At 36.3% G+C, this 16,200-nt stretch carries 11 protein-coding genes; 8 read left to right on the top strand and 3 right to left on the bottom strand.

Annotated features, from left to right (window positions below; translation table 11 throughout):
• The first annotated feature begins 139 nt into the window (after window positions 1-139).
• From AC0608_RS05480 to AC0608_RS05495, 4 genes are all read left to right on the top strand, one after another.
• Window positions 140-1,117 carry a ribonucleotide-diphosphate reductase subunit beta gene (locus tag AC0608_RS05480; protein WP_478288375.1) on the top strand — a complete coding sequence of 326 codons (978 nt, stop codon included), beginning with the start codon at window positions 140-142 and terminating at the stop codon, window positions 1,115-1,117.
• A gap of 214 nt (window positions 1,118-1,331) precedes the next feature.
• Window positions 1,332-3,743: a ribonucleoside-diphosphate reductase subunit alpha gene (locus tag AC0608_RS05485; protein ID WP_417958752.1), complete on the top strand. Its 2,412-nt coding sequence runs from the start codon at window positions 1,332-1,334 to the stop codon at window positions 3,741-3,743.
• A gap of 376 nt (window positions 3,744-4,119) precedes the next feature.
• On the top strand, window positions 4,120-4,614 hold the full coding sequence (locus AC0608_RS05490; protein WP_417958751.1) for an RDD family protein: 495 nt from the start codon (window positions 4,120-4,122) through the stop codon (window positions 4,612-4,614).
• 17 nt (window positions 4,615-4,631) lie between these two features.
• Window positions 4,632-5,330, top strand: coding sequence for a type 1 glutamine amidotransferase (locus AC0608_RS05495; protein WP_478288376.1), 699 nt, complete (start codon window positions 4,632-4,634; stop codon window positions 5,328-5,330).
• A 119-nt stretch (window positions 5,331-5,449) separates the two neighbouring features.
• On the opposite strand, the gene metE is transcribed toward AC0608_RS05495, so the two are convergent.
• Entirely contained in the window at window positions 5,450-7,774 is a 2,325-nt protein-coding gene (gene metE, locus AC0608_RS05500; protein WP_478288377.1) for a 5-methyltetrahydropteroyltriglutamate--homocysteine S-methyltransferase, read from the bottom strand.
• Window positions 7,775-7,929: 155 nt separating this feature from the next.
• On the opposite strand from metE, the gene AC0608_RS05505 reads away from it, so the two are divergent.
• From AC0608_RS05505 to AC0608_RS05515, 3 genes are all read left to right on the top strand, one after another.
• Entirely contained in the window at window positions 7,930-8,391 is a 462-nt protein-coding gene (locus AC0608_RS05505; RefSeq protein WP_282710921.1) for an Lrp/AsnC family transcriptional regulator, read from the top strand.
• Window positions 8,392-8,522: 131 nt separating this feature from the next.
• Window positions 8,523-9,866, top strand: a complete 1,344-nt coding sequence (dgt, locus tag AC0608_RS05510) for a dGTP triphosphohydrolase (RefSeq protein WP_478288378.1) — start codon at window positions 8,523-8,525, stop codon at window positions 9,864-9,866.
• 85 nt (window positions 9,867-9,951) lie between these two features.
• A complete protein-coding gene (locus AC0608_RS05515) occupies window positions 9,952-12,615 on the top strand; it encodes a T9SS-dependent M36 family metallopeptidase (protein ID WP_478288379.1) in 2,664 nt (887 codons plus the stop codon).
• A gap of 48 nt (window positions 12,616-12,663) precedes the next feature.
• On the opposite strand, the gene AC0608_RS05520 is transcribed toward AC0608_RS05515, so the two are convergent.
• Window positions 12,664-13,692, bottom strand: a complete 1,029-nt coding sequence (locus AC0608_RS05520) for a DUF3078 domain-containing protein (RefSeq protein ID WP_478288380.1) — start codon at window positions 13,690-13,692, stop codon at window positions 12,664-12,666.
• 37 nt (window positions 13,693-13,729) lie between these two features.
• Entirely contained in the window at window positions 13,730-15,511 is a 1,782-nt protein-coding gene (locus tag AC0608_RS05525) for a 1-deoxy-D-xylulose-5-phosphate synthase (protein WP_478288381.1), read from the bottom strand.
• 123 nt (window positions 15,512-15,634) lie between these two features.
• Between AC0608_RS05525 and AC0608_RS05530 the strand changes: the two genes are divergently transcribed.
• Window positions 15,635-16,078 (top strand): nucleoside deaminase, encoded by a 444-nt coding sequence (locus AC0608_RS05530; RefSeq protein WP_478288382.1) that lies wholly within the window; start codon window positions 15,635-15,637, stop codon window positions 16,076-16,078.
• Window positions 16,079-16,200: the final 122 nt, after the last annotated feature.

The raw sequence follows: 16,200 nt of genomic DNA on the forward strand, positions 1-16,200 counted from the left end.
CACTATATTTTCTATTTGTTAAAAACTAGAGGGGATTGTGAATAAGTTTGGCTTTTAACTTCGGCAATATTTCACAATCTTTGTATCTCTCAAAAAGCACAAAATTTCGTTAAAATCTCAAAAAAAATATACCCACCCAATGACGCAAGTTGAACCAATTTTACAAGAAAACAAGAATCGTTTCGTGATTTTTCCTATCAAACACCATGATATTTGGGAATTTTATAAAAGTATGGAAGCCAGTTTCTGGACTGCTGAAGAAATCGATTTGTCACAGGATTTACATGACTGGAATAATAAACTGAATAGTGATGAGAAATATTTCATCAAGCACATTCTTGCTTTTTTTGCAGCCTCTGATGGAATTGTAAATGAAAATTTAGCTGAAAATTTTGTGAATGAAGTACAATATGCTGAAGCAAAATTCTTCTATGGTTTTCAAATCATGATGGAAAACATCCACAGCGAAACCTATTCGTTATTGATTGATACTTATGTAAAGGATGAAGCAGAGAAAGATGATTTATTCAATGCTTTAGAAGTTTTCCCAGCAATTAAGAAAAAAGCAGATTGGGCTTTGCAATGGATTGAATCCGATTCATTTGCGGAGCGTTTAATCGCTTTTGCAGCGGTAGAAGGAATTTTCTTTTCGGGAGCATTTTGTTCTATTTATTGGTTAAAAAAACGTGGATTAATGCCAGGATTGACCTTCTCTAACGAATTGATTTCTCGTGATGAAGGGGTTCACTGTGATTTTGCCGTGCATTTGCACAACCACCACTTGGTAAATAAAGTGCCAAAAGAAAGAATTAGAAGTATTATTGTTGATGCTTTAAATATAGAGAGAGAGTTTATTACTGAATCGCTTCCTGTGAGTTTGATAGGTATGAATGCGGTGTTAATGACACAGTATTTAGAATTTGTTGCTGATAGATTGTTGGTCGAATTAGGTTGCGAAAGAGAGTATAATACTTCGAATCCTTTTGACTTTATGGATATGATTTCGCTTCAAGGGAAAACCAATTTTTTTGAAAAGAAAGTGGCTGAATATCAAAAAGCGGGTGTGATGAATACGGATGGGGATGCTCAAAAAATATCCTTTGACGCCGATTTTTAAAATTTGAGTCCTGAATCCTTAGATTTCTTCGTGCTTCTGTTCTAATAGCCCAGATAGTAATGAATATCCTTTCTAGTCCTGAACTTGTTTCAGGATCCTGAAACAAGTTCAGGACTAGAAAGATTGCAATGGATAGCTAGAAATAGCTCCAAAAAAATAATACAAATAACGAAAAACAGCAAAGGGATTTTCTGTTTTGAAAACAAACAAAAGTATGTACGTAGTAAAAAGAGACGGCCGTAAAGAGCCTGTAATGTTCGACAAAATCACAGATAGAATTAAAAAACTATGTTACGGTTTGAATGATTTGGTTGATGCCGTGAAAGTCGCAATGCGAGTAATTGAAGGGCTTTATGATGGAGTTTCTACGTCAGAATTAGATAATTTAGCAGCCGAAACAGCAGCGTCAATGACTATTGCGCATCCTGATTATGCACAATTGGCGGCGCGAATTGCAATTTCGAATTTGCATTCCAATACTAAAAAATCATTTTCGGAAACAATGAACGATATGTTTCATTATGTAAACCCGAGAAATGGACAAGATGCACCTTTGTTATCTGAAGAAGTGCACCAAGTGATTATGAAAAATGCTGAATTTTTGGATTCACATGTGATATATAACAGAGATTTTAATTATGATTATTTTGGTTTTAAAACCTTGGAAAGATCCTATTTGCTGAAAATAAACGGCAAAATAGTAGAGCGTCCGCAACACATGTTGATGCGTGTTTCGGTTGGGATTCACTTAGATGATCTAGATTCAGTGATTGAGACGTATGACTTAATGTCGAAAAAATTCTTTACGCATGCAACGCCTACATTATTCAATGCAGGTACTCCAAAACCACAAATGTCTTCCTGTTTCCTTCTGGCGATGCAAGATGATAGTATTGACGGGATTTATGATACGTTGAAACAAACGGCCAAAATCTCGCAGTCAGCAGGTGGCGTGGGACTTTCTATTCACAATGTAAGAGCAACAGGTTCTTATATTCGTGGGACTAATGGAACGTCAAACGGAATTGTACCGATGTTACGTGTTTTTAATGATACGGCACGTTACGTAGATCAAGGTGGTGGAAAACGCAAAGGAAGTTTTGCAATATACATCGAAACTTGGCATGCGGATATTTTCGAATTCTTAGATTTGAAAAAGAATACAGGAAAAGAAGAAATGCGCGCCAGAGATTTATTCTTCGCCATGTGGACGTCTGATTTATTTATGAAACGAGTTCAAGAAGACAGTTATTGGACGTTGATGTGTCCTAACGAATGTCCGGGATTGTATGATGTGTATGGCGAAGAATTTGAGGCGATGTACATAGATTATGAGAAACGTGGAAAAGGTAGAAAAACCATTAAAGCGCATGAACTTTGGGAGAAAATTCTAGAATCGCAAATCGAAACTGGAACCCCTTACATGTTGTATAAAGATGCCGTCAATAGAAAATCAAACCAGAAAAATTTAGGGACCATTCGTTCTTCGAACTTGTGTACCGAGATTATGGAATTTACATCCAAAGATGAAATTGCAGTTTGTAATCTAGCGTCTCTTTCCTTGCCGATGTTTGTTTCTAATGGAAAGTTTGACCATGAATTGATGTATACCGTTACAAAACGGGTAACTAGAAACTTGAATAAAGTAATCGATAGGAATTATTATCCGGTAATCGAGGGAGAGAATTCTAATAAACGCCACAGGCCAATTGGTCTTGGAGTACAAGGACTAGCCGATGCTTTCATTATGTTGCGTTTGCCATTTACAAGTGATGAGGCTAAAAAACTAAATCAGGAAATTTTTGAAACATTATACTTTGCTGCGGTAACCGCTTCAATGGAAATGGCCAAAGAAGAAGGTCCTTATTCCACTTTTGAAGGTTCGCCAATTTCTCAAGGAGAATTCCAATACAATTTGTGGGGAATGAAAGATGAGGAATTATCTGGTCGTTGGGATTGGGCTTCTTTGCGAAAAGAGGTGATGGAGCACGGGGTGAGAAACTCGTTGTTAGTCGCGCCAATGCCAACGGCTTCTACATCACAAATTTTGGGGAACAACGAAGCATTCGAACCTTATACTTCTAATATTTACACTAGAAGAGTCCTTTCGGGAGAATTCATTGTGGTAAACAAACACTTGTTGCATGATTTAGTGGAGCGTGGTTTGTGGAACGAAACATTGAAACAAGAATTAATGCGAAATAACGGTTCGGTTCAAGATCTGAATATTCCGCAAGACTTGAAAGAATTGTACAAAACCGTTTGGGAAATGTCGATGAAAGACATTATAGACATGTCCCGTCAGCGTGGGTACTTTGTGGATCAATCCCAATCGTTGAACTTGTTTATGCAAAATGCCAATTATTCTAAATTGACATCGATGCATTTCTATGCTTGGCAATCCGGATTGAAAACTGGAATGTATTATTTAAGAACAAAAGCTGCGGTAGATGCGATTAAATTCACATTGAACAACGATAAAAAAGCGGAACCTATTGAAATTCAATCGCAACCGATTGCCGTTCCTGTAGTTGCGGCGGTAGAAATGAGTGCTGAGGAATACAGGTCTATGATCGAACTAGCTAAAAACGCTGGTCCTGAGGATTGTGAGATGTGCGGGTCTTAAAGATTTAAGAATGATGATTAACGATTTTTGATTTTTGATCGAAAATCAGTAATAAATAAACCTGTAGTCATTTTGGCGAAGGAGAAATTTCAAGCAGTTATTGTAATGATGACTGCTTTTTTTTTGTAGCTATTTATTTAGTCAGTTCGCTTTGCTCGTGTCCCTCTTTTCGTTGGAATCTTTTTATTTTAAAGGAAAAGATAAAAAAGATTTTCACTTTAAACAAAGTTCACTGAAATCCAAATAAAATAAAAGTTGAGTGAAGTAATCGGGGCTAAATTATGAAGTGGTAATATTGAAATTATAAATAATTCATTATATTTGAGAGTGTTATTATTTCTTTAAACTTTTTTGTATCAATCAAAAACGATAAAAAATGGAAAATAAAAAATTTACTGTTACAGATGATTTATTAGCTTCCAAAAGCCAGCGTTTCCTGAATTTTATTATCGATGTATTGATTGTTTATATTATTGGAATTAGCATTGGCACCACAGTAATTATCATTGGAGATTTGACCCATAGTTATGAGGCCTCAAATTGGGTTACATCATTGAGTTTAATTGAAAAGGTCTTTTTTGGGCTTGTAATCCTGTTTTTTTATTATGCATTTACGGAAATGTATTTCTCCAGAACCTTCGCTAAGTATTTCACCAAAACTATTGTAGTACGAATTGATGGTTCTAAACCCGCTACCAAAAACTTTATGATACGAACGGTATCCCGCCTCAATCCTATGGACCCTTTTTCATTTCTGGGTAAAGCAGAAAGAGGTTTACACGATACTTTATCCGCAACGTATGTGGTGAAAAAGCACGAGTTTGTCGAGAAAATGAAATTGTTTGCGTCATCGGATGAAATTGGAGTATAATACTAGTTCTAAAAGTAATGATTCATTATTTTTGTGGAGAACCGGAACAAGACAGTATGAGTAAAAAATTAAATATCCATTGCTTACAGCACGTTCCTTTTGAAGGTCTGGGTTGTATAGAGAATTGGATTCAAGAGCACGGGCATTCCCTTTCGTATACCACATTATACCACAATCCTAAATTTCCGGATCTTGATACGATAGACGCTCTGATTATCTTGGGCGGTCCCATGAGTATTCATGACGAAGCCATATTCCCTTGGCTAAAAGACGAAAAAGTATTCGTCAAGTCCGCAATTGACCGGCGAAAAAAAATAATTGGAATCTGTCTGGGAGCGCAATTAATTTCAAATGTGTTGGGAGGAAATATTACGGATAATGAGCAAAAAGAAATTGGTTGGTTTCCTGTTTCAATTTTAGATTCAAATGTTGCGATTCTGAAGGCTTATCCAAAATCATTTTCTGTTTTTCACTGGCACGGAGAAACGTTTTCGATTCCTAAAAATGCCATTCGTTTAATGGAATCAGAAGCCTGTGCAAATCAAGCTTTTTTATATAATGATCAAGTATTAGGACTTCAATTCCATTTAGAAGTAACGAATGAGGCTATGAAAAAAATGGCTTTTTATGAAAGATCAGAATTAGTAAAAGACACGTATGTTCAAACCTATGATGAGATTGTAAGTAATACTACATTTATAAAAGAAAATAATTGACTGATGTTTTCGCTTTTGGATAATTTGTTTAAATAGAACCCGATTGTTTTTTAAAATAAACCCTAATAAATCGAGAATTTACTAGGGTTTTAATTTAGTGCTTAGCCGAATTCAGGTTGTTAATCGATTGCAATGTTTGCAACAGCAATTCTCATTTCTTGAGCTGCAGCTACCATTTCGATTAGTGCTTTTTTAGTTTCGTCCCAATGACGGGTTTTTAAGCCACAGTCTGGATTTACCCAAAGCTGATCTACAGGAATTACTGCCGACGCTTTTTCTAATAACTGCACCATTTCGGAACTAGAAGGAACACGGGGAGAGTGAATGTCATACACCCCGGGTCCTATCTCGTTTGGATAATTGAAATCGGCAAAAGCATCCAGTAGTTCCATTTGGGAACGCGAACATTCTATGGTGATTACATCGGCATCCATATCGGCAATATTTTGAATAATGTCGTTGAATTCGCTGTAACACATGTGCGTATGAATCTGAGTGTCATCTTTTACGCCACTGGCCGAAATTCTAAAGGCTTTTACAGCCCAATCCAAATAGGTTGCCCATTCTTCTTTGCGTAAAGGCAATCCTTCTCGAATGGCGGGTTCGTCAATTTGAATAATCTTAATTCCTGCATTTTCTAAATCGACTACTTCATCTCTAATCGCCAGTGCAATTTGGGTACAGGTTTCTGAGCGCGGTTGATCGTTGCGGACAAAGGACCATTGTAAAATCGTCACGGGACCAGTTAGCATTCCTTTAACCCATTTTGGCGTCAGCGATTGTGCAAAGGCCGACCATTTCACCGTCATTGGATTTGGACGCGATACATCACCATAAATAACGGGAGGCTTCACGCAACGGCTGCCATAACTTTGTACCCAGCCGTTTTTGGTAAACGTAAATCCGTCTAGTTGCTCTCCAAAATATTCTACCATGTCATTGCGTTCAAATTCTCCGTGAACCAATACGTCAATGCCTGTTTCTTCCTGAAAGCGAATCGTTTCTTCGGTTTCTTTCTGAAGCAATTCATCATATTGCTGTTGGTTTAATTCGCCTTTTTTGAACTTCGCTCTCCAGCTTCGGACTTCGGTAGTTTGCGGAAATGAACCAATAGTTGTAGTTGGGAATAACGGAAGATTCAATACGTCGATTTGCTTTTTTCTACGGACTGAAAATGGATTTTCTCTTTGATCATCACCAGTTGTAATGCTGGCGACACGATTTTTAACCGCATCATTATGGATTAACTTTGATATTTTTCGGTTTTCGTTGGCGATCGTGTTTTCTTGAAATAGAACAGAATCACCAAGGGTTATCTCACCTGAAGCGAAATTTTGGAGCAGAACGACTTCTTCAATTTTTTGTTTGGCGAAAGCCAGCCATTGTTTGATTTCGGGAGTCAGCGTAGTTTTATTGGTTTCTAAATCTAAATCACAGGGCGAGTGAATCAGCGAGCACGATGGCGCAATTAGGATTCTGTTTTCGCCAAGTGCATCAGTCGCTTTCTTGATAAGGGCTACCGATTTTTTGAAATCATTTTTCCAAATATTTCGACCATCGACAACACCAAGCGAAAGACTTACAGTATTAGACAATTGTCCTGATTCTAAAATGTCATCCAATTGCGAATGACAACGCACCAAATCCAAATGTAAAGTGTGCACAGGTAATGCAAGAACGGTTTTAAGATTTTCTCCAAAACAATCAAAATAGTTCGCCAGAATTAATTTGATTTTAGGGAAGTGTTTGTTGATTTCGGTATACACATAAGTGATAGCGCTTCTTTCTTTATCCGTTAGATTCAAAGCCAAAAAAGGTTCGTCAAATTGAATCCATTCTACATTTTGATCTTCTAATTTTTGTAAAATTTCAAAATATACTGGAAGTAATTTATCGATAAGGTCCATTCTATGGAAACCTTGTTCTTTTTCTTTTCCAAGGAGTAGATACGTTACAGGACCTATAAGTACCGGCTTTGTTTTGATTCCTAAAGCGCTGGCTTCTTTGAATTCGTCGATTATTTTTTCGGAGAATAATTTAAATTCTTGGTCTTTGGTAAATTCCGGTACGATATAATGGTAATTGGTGTCAAACCATTTTGTCATTTCCATTGCCACTACATCCTGTCCTTCTTTTTGAGAGCCTCTGGCCATGGCAAAATACAAATCGATAGTGGAGTTTGTTTTGGCTAACTCTTGATACCGTTTTGGAATAACACCCAATGTAAGGGATAAATCCAATACTTGGTCGTAAAACGAAAAGTCATTGGAAGGAATTAAATCGATTCCGGCCTCGGCTTGTAATTGCCAGTTTTCCTTACGGATTGTTGTGCCTACAGCTAAAAGTTCTGTTACGGAAATTTTCCCTGCCCAATAGGATTCACAGGCTTTTTTTAATTCTCTGTTGCTGCCAATTCTTGGATAACCTAGGTTATTTGTTTTCATTATTTACAGTATTTTTTACTAGGCAAAGTTATTGTATTGGATATTTAAACTTAAATTAGCACATTATTTCAGTGAATAAAAGTGTTATATAGATGTAACGCAGGTTTTAGTTCTGAATGAAACTTTAAAAATGATTTTTAACAGTAAAAAATACTATGGAAAATATCGATAACATTGATTTACAAATTTTAAAACACCTGCAGGAAAACTCAAATATCAATACAAAGGAGTTGGCCAGTAAACTATTTCTGACGGTGACACCAGTCTATGAAAGGATAAAAAGACTGGAACGGGATGGCTATATAATGAAATATGTTGCCTTATTGGACAAGAAAAAATTGAATCTTGGAATGACCGTATTTTGTAATGTTCGGCTCAAAGAACACGCCAAAAATGTGGGTAGTAATTTTGTGAAAGATATCGTAGCCCTTCCGGAAATTATCGAATGCTACAACATTGCAGGCGATTATGATTTTATGTTGAAAATTCTGGTCGAAGATATGTCCAGTTATCAAGATTTTGTGATGAATAAACTGTCTACTATCGAAAATATCGGGAATACGCAAAGCGTTTTTGTGATGGGAGAAATCAAGCACAGTACAGCACTGGCTATTTGATAATGCGTAAATTCATTGGGATTTTTGGTTTAAGAGAATTTTAATTGCTGTGTAAAATCTTAAAATAAAATGTATTTTTGGTTCTTTTAAATCGGAAATCAAAATTCATTAATCTGAAATTATAAATCATAATGAACTGGGAACAACTTTTATCATTAAAACGACAGGGCGACAAAGGCAAAAGATTGCGTGTAGAACAAGACGATACCCGTTTGGGGTTTGAGGTTGATTATGATCGTATCATCTTCTCGTCCGCTTTTAGAAGTTTACAGGATAAAACACAAGTTATCCCGTTATCAAAAACTGATTTTGTGCATACCAGATTGACGCATAGTTTAGAAGTTTCAGTTGTGGGGCGTTCTTTGGGACGATTGGTTGGTAAAAAAATAATTGAAAAATACCCATACTTGAAAGAAGTTCATGGCTATCACATGAATGATTTTGGAGCTATAGTAGCAGCAGCATCCTTGGCGCATGATATTGGCAATCCTCCTTTTGGACATTCTGGTGAAAAAGCAATCGGGGAATATTTTTCCATTGGAAACGGGCTAAAATATAAAGATCAACTTACAGCCAAAGAGTGGCAGGATTTAATTGATTTTGAAGGGAATGCCAATGGCTTTTCGGTTTTGACGGCTAGTCGTCCCGGAATTGACGGCGGACTTAGAATTTCCTATGCGACTCTTGGTGCTTTTATGAAATATCCAAAAGAAAGTCTGCCGAAAAAGCCTACCGCAGCTATTGCGGATAAGAAATACGGTTTCTTTCAAACTGATAAAGCCTTTTTTCAAGATGTTGCATCTGATATGGGTTTGATTCCAAATAAATCGGGAGACAACATTGGTTTTGAAAGACATCCTTTGGCTTATTTAGTCGAAGCAGCCGATGATATTTGTTATACCATTATCGATTTTGAAGACGGGATCAATTTAGGATTGGTTTCCGAAGATTTTGCTTTGGAGTATTTAATTAAATTGGTGAAAGACAGTATTGATACATCTAAATACAAGACTTTAGAAACCAAGGAAGACCGAATAAGTTATTTGCGGGCTTTGGCGATTGGGAGTTTAATTAATGATGCCGTTAAAGTTTTTATCGAAAATGAAGTATTAATTCTTAACGGAAAGTTTCCATTCGCTATAATGGACAAAAGCAAGTACAAAGCTCAAATGGATGATATAATAAAGATTAGTGTTAATAATATTTATCAAAGCCGCGAAGTTATAGAGAAAGAGATTGTGGGGTATCAAATTATTCAAACCTTGTTGGATAAATTTATAACAGCATTTAACAACAAATTCAACGGCAATGCATCTAATTATGATGCCTTAATTCTTAAAATGTTACCGGAGAAGCATCACTTGGAGAAAGAAGACCTTTACGGAAGATTACTTCATATTTGTCATTTTATCTCTTTGCTGACTGATGGGAATGCTTTATTGTTCTATAAAACAATTACCGCTGTTAAAAATTAAAGGTTTTTAGATTCAATTGTAATATTAAATAAAAATAATTAAGTTTGTTCTTTTAACTAAGGATATTGCTAAATGATTAAAATTTATGAAAAAAATATTACTTTCTATACTTATTGTACTACCATTATTGGTTTTTTCTCAATCTAACAAAGAAATAATTCAAAATTATTTAAGTACACCTCAGGCTAAAAGTAGTATATCAAATCGTGATTTCAACGATTGGATTATTCAAAGCGAAGGTGGATCTACCAGTTCTGGAATAGAAAACTGTTATGTAATTCAACGTTATGAGGGAATTGAAATATTCAGAGCGGTTTCAAATTTTTCTGTAAAGAGTAGTAAAGTAATAGATGTTAAGAAAAGGATAGTTGAGGATGTTTCAAATAAAGTTAATGCAAAAAAACCGTCGCTATCAGTTTCAGATGCTTTAGCTAATGCGTATTTTCATTTAGGAATTAAGGCAATTAATCCATTTACTGTTTTAGAAAATTCAGAACGGAATAGATTTAAATTAAGTAATGGTTGGGGAACAGAAGAGCCTGTTACTGCAAATTTAGTTTACCATCAAGCAAAAGATAATAAATTGATTTTAGCTTGGGATTTCACAATCCATACCCGTACCCATGATCATATTTGGAGTGTGAGGATAGATGCGCTGACTGGAAAAATGTTAGAGAAAAATGATTTTGTAATTTCTTGTAGTTTTGATAAGAATAAGGCTTACACTACCAAAGCAGATAATTCAACAACTAAATATTTGGGGAATACGTATAAGCAAATTTATTCAGGATCTTCCTCTGTTGCTACTGGAGGTTCATACCGTGTCATTCCATTTAATTTTGAAAGCCCGATACATGGCCCTTTTCAACTTGTTTCCAACCCTTCGGATAGTAAAGCGTCTCCTTTTGGATGGCATGATATTAACGGAGCAGCTGGTGCAGAATATACCATAACACGGGGGAATAATGTGTGGGCTAAAGATGATTTTGCTGGGGATAACTTAAATAATGGATCCAGTCCTGATGGAGGACAATCGCTACTGTTTGACTTTCCTTATAAAGGTACCAATGTTGATGCGTCTACCTACATAGATGCGGCAAATACGAATTTATTTTATATGAATAATGTGATGCATGATGTTTGGTATCAATATGGTTTTAATGAAGCAAATGGAAATTTTCAAGACAACAATTATGAGCGTGGTGGAAAAGCAGGGGATTATGTAAATGCTGAAGCACAAGACGGATCATTGGCTGTACCAATGAGTTTGAATAATGCTAATTTTTCAGCTCCAATAGATGGTAATAGAGGGAGGATGCAAATGTTTTTGTGGAATAGAGGACCTGTAATTAAGCCATTAATTATTACTTCACCCACAAGTCTGGCAGGAAGCTATGTAGCAAGGCAAAATTCTTTTAATCCTGGACGTGTTGCTTTGCCGGTTGCACCAGATTTTTTACAATCAGATTTGGTACTGTACCTTGATAGTTCTGGCACTACATCAGAGGCGTGCGTCACTCCTTCTAATGGAGCTGAGATGAATGGAAAAATAGTAATTTTAAGAAGAGGGAACTGTAGTTTTGCGATCAAAGTAAAAGCAGCTCAAAATGCAGGTGCTATAGCTGTTATTGTTGTAAATAACGTAGATGGTGACTTAACTATGTCCGGTGCTGATGCAACAATTATAATCCCTGCAATTAGTATCAGCAGTTCCATTGGAGAAAATATTTTGAATCAAATGCGAACGCAGGCTGTAAATGTAAAAATACAAACAGAATCTTCTCCGTTTATAAATACCGACGGGGATTTTGACAACGGTATTATTGCGCATGAGTATGGCCATGGAATTTCAATTCGTTTAGCTGGAGGACCTAATAACTCTAGTTGTTTGAATAATACAGATCAGATGGGAGAAGGATGGTCTGATTGGTTTGCATTAATGATGCAAATAAAACCAGGTGATTTCAGTGGAGCCAAAAGAGGAATTGGAACCTTTGTTTCATCGGAACCTACAGATGGTAAAGGGATCAGAGACTATCCATATTCAACCGATAGAGCTATTAATCCGATGACTTATAATTTTACCAATAATTATCAATTTTTAGACAGCGATAATGTTGAACAAACTTCGGTTCATGGAGTAGGATCAGTTTGGGCTACAATGTTATGGGATTTATCATGGGCTTATATCAATAAGTATGGATTTGATAACAATAAATACTCCGGTTTGGGAGGAAATAATAAGTTAATGCAAATTGTATTGGATGGGATTAAGTTACAACCTTGCAGTCCTTCTTTTATAGATGCAAGAGATGCGATTATAGCAGCGGATCAGGCCATTACTGGCGGAAAGGATTTTTGCATGATTTGGGAAGTATTTGCTTCAAGAGGTTTAGGCGTCAATGCATCTGCAGGAGATCGAAATAAAGGAAATGATCAAGTAGAAGATTACACTAGGCCGGCTAATGGGGCTAATTGTTCTCTAGCTGTTGCTGATTTTGATAATGACAATGTAATGAAAGTTTTTCCAAATCCATCTAAGGGAGATATTACGGTGCGAATTAATAACTTTACAGGAAATGTAGATGTTAAAGTGGTAGATAGTAATGGAAGGCTCGTCTATAAAGCTTTTAAACAGGAGTTTAATAATGAAAAGACTTTTAATTTAAGCCAACTGAATTCAGGAATTTATATACTTGAAATTACTGGAGAAGGTTTAAATTACACGGAGAAAATAATTATAAATTAAAAAAAGAGTATATTATAAAGGCCTGGGATTTTTCAGGCCTTTTTGTTTTTAAAAAACATATTCAATTCCAACACCAATAGCCTGTCGTACTTGCATTTTTGGACCTTCGGTTACTTGTATGCCTGCAATTTCTCTTTTTGATTTGATATCATCATCATAAATAACATGTGCTCCAATATTAGCTTTTACATATTGATTAACCACGAGCTCAACTTGAAGATCATAATCCACATCAATATTACCAAAACGATTTACATAATCGGAATACAAGCTTAAGCGATTTTCTAAATGGATATTCTTAAAAATTTCTTTTTTAATATGACCGGTAGCTAATATACCCAATTCCATTTTTGATTTTTCTCCTTCAATAAGCAAATTTCCATCCAGATCATAGGTAGCTTTAGGAACTCCAAATGCACCTTGATTGGCTAATGTTTGATCTAAAACCAAGGTAGTTTTAAAAGTGAAAGGGGATATATAAAATGTTCTTTTCTTTTCTTTGTTTACATTTTCGGCACCAATTCCCATAAAAATATAAGCAGGTGCAAAAGGCTTAGATATCGCTTTTTCGGTGTTTGGATAGGCATATCCATTGGTAAACTGGGTGTTGAAATTAAATTTTGCAGAATGGTACCAATTGGATAAAGTGTCTTGACGGTAACCAAATGTAGAGTTTAGTTGTATGGCATCATCGGTTTTTCTTACTTCGGTGCGCTCTTGTTTGTTTAAGCCATATCGTATTAAAAGCTCATTTGCCCAAATATAATTGCTTCGGTTGTAGACTCTATGAAATTTACCTTTAAATAATCCAGAAATGGAACTTGTTCCCCCAGCGCTCCAGTTGACAAAAGCAACTTCTGAAATGTCAAAGGCCAAGCTATTTTTTTTAGTCCAATGAGATAATGGAATAAACGCTGGTCTGGTTAGTATTTTTAGGGCTACCCTTAATGGTTTGTTTTCGGGTGAGATTGATGTAACAGGATTAAGTGTTACGGTTAAAGGTGTTGGTGCTGTTTCTTGGGATGAACAATAAAAAGAGATTATGAATACTAGTGTTGTGTAGGTTAATAATTTCATTTTGGTGTAGTTATATTTAAGCATTCTAGATAATTATTTAATAGCTTGAAAAAAGTATTTCAAGACTTTTAACGTCAATTTTACAGTATTGTTGTAATTCAGCTACAGATCCATGTTCAATGAATTCATCAGGAATGCCAAGAGCGATTATTCTTGTGGTATAATTGTTTTCAGCGGCAAACTCGAGAACTGCACTTCCGAAACCACCTTTTACAACGCCGTCTTCTATGGTAATTATGTTTTTAAATTTTTTTAAAATTTCACATAACATGTTTTTATCTAAAGGTTTGACAAAAGGGAAGTCATAATGCGCAATAGTTTCTGGATGGTTTGTTTTAGCTATTGCCAAAGTAACATTGTTGCCAATTGTACCATTTGATAAAACGGCCACTGTCGCACCTTCTTTCACACAATGTGCTTTGCCAATTTCTATTTTTTTATAGTTGCCTAGGTGCTTATTTTGCCAATCTACAATGATGCCGCGGCCTCTAGGATAACGAATTGCAATAGGTTGGTTTAAGCCCAACTGTGCAGTGTATAGAATGTTTTGTAAGGCTATCTCATTTATTGGAGCATAGACTATCATGTTAGGAATGCAGCGCAAATAAGCTAAATCGAAAACACCGTGATGCGTTGCGCCATCTTCTCCCACTAAACCGGCTCTGTCCAGACAAAAAATTACCGAAAGATTTTGTAAAGCGACATCGTGTATGATCTGATCGTACCCTCTTTGTAAAAAAGTGGAGTAAATGTTACAAAAAACAACCATTCCTTGAGTTGCCATTCCAGCTGCCAATGTAACAGCATGTTGCTCGGCGATTCCCACGTCAAAAGCACGATTAGGAAACGCATCCATCATGAATTTCAACGAACTTCCGGAGGGCATTGCAGGTGTAATCCCGATTATTTTTTCGTTTTTTCTAGCCAAGTCCAATACGGTCAAGCCAAAAACATCCTGATATTTTGGAGGTAAATTTTCTTCTGATTTAATGTGAATTTCTCCAGTTACAGCGTCAAATTTTCCGGGAGCATGGTATTTTACCTGGTCTTCTTCGGCTTGTAGCAGTCCTTTTCCTTTGGTGGTAATGATATGAAGAAATTTTGGTCCTTTTATTTTTTGTAAACGTTTTAATTCTTTAACAACGTCAAAAATATTATGACCGTCTATTGGACCTGAATAGTTAAAATTTAAGGATTTAATCATGTTGTTTTGCCTCGGATTTTTTCCTTCTTTTACGGCAGTGAGGTATTGTTTCAAAGCACCTACGCTTGGATCAATTCCGATGGCGTTATCGTTGAGAATCACCAATAAGTTTGCATCTGTAACTCCGGCGTGATTTAAGCCTTCAAAAGCCATTCCTGAGGCTATGGAAGCGTCGCCAATTACAGCAATGTGTTGTTTGTTGAAATTGCCTTTTAAATTAGAAGCAATTGCCATTCCCAAAGCTGCCGAAATGGAAGTAGAGGAGTGGCCTACACCAAATGCATCGTAAATACTTTCACTTCTTTTTGGGAAACCGGAAATACCGCCGAGTCGCCTATTGGTATGAAAGCTTTCTCTTCTTCCCGTTAGTATTTTATGTCCGTAGGCTTGATGTCCTACATCCCAAATTAATAAATCGTTTGGTGTGTCAAAAACGTAATGTAATGCAATAGTCAATTCGATAACGCCTAGGCTTGCGCCAAGATGGCCTTCTTTTACCGCCACAATTTCGATAATGAAATCCCGTAATTCTTGAGCGACTTGAGGAAGTTGGGTTTCATCAAGCAGGCGTAAATCGGTTGGGTTGTTGATGTTTGAAAGTAAATTATCTGACATGAAGCAAAGGTACGATTTGAAATTGTATTTTTGCATTCGATAAAAAAAGTTGTTTCACAAAGAGTCACAAAATAAAGAGAAGATTCACAAAAAATTTAAATTTGCGAATTTGCGGTCCATACTATGATAAATCCTTTCACCGACGAATATTTCATGAAAAAGGCGCTGCAGGAAGCCGAAATTGCTTTTGAAAAGGGCGAAATTCCTGTTGGTGCTCTAATTGTTATCGATAATAAGGTCATTGCTCGAGGACATAACCTTACCGAATTACTCCATGACGTTACGGCCCACGCCGAAATGCAATCCATTACTGCTGCTGCGAATTATCTCGGTGGGAAATATTTAATAGGTTGTACGCTTTATGTGACACTGGAACCTTGCCAGATGTGTGCCGGTGCTTTGTATTGGAGCCAGATTTCGAAAATTGTTTTTGGGGCAACCGATGAAAATCGCGGTTTTGTAAAAATGGGAACGCAACTGCATCCTAAAACCACTGTTGTGAAAGGTGTTTTGGCTAATGAAGCTTCGGAGTTGATGAAGCGATTTTTTGTGGAGAGAAGGAAGTAATTCGGTTTACGTAAATGCCTAGCCCAGATAGCATAAGAAATCCTTTTTAGTCCTGAACTTGTTTCAGGATCCTGAAACAAGTTCAGGACTAAAAAGATTGTAACGGATAGCTGGATTAGCTC

It is taken from the genome of Flavobacterium sp. GNP008, assembly GCF_056428965.1.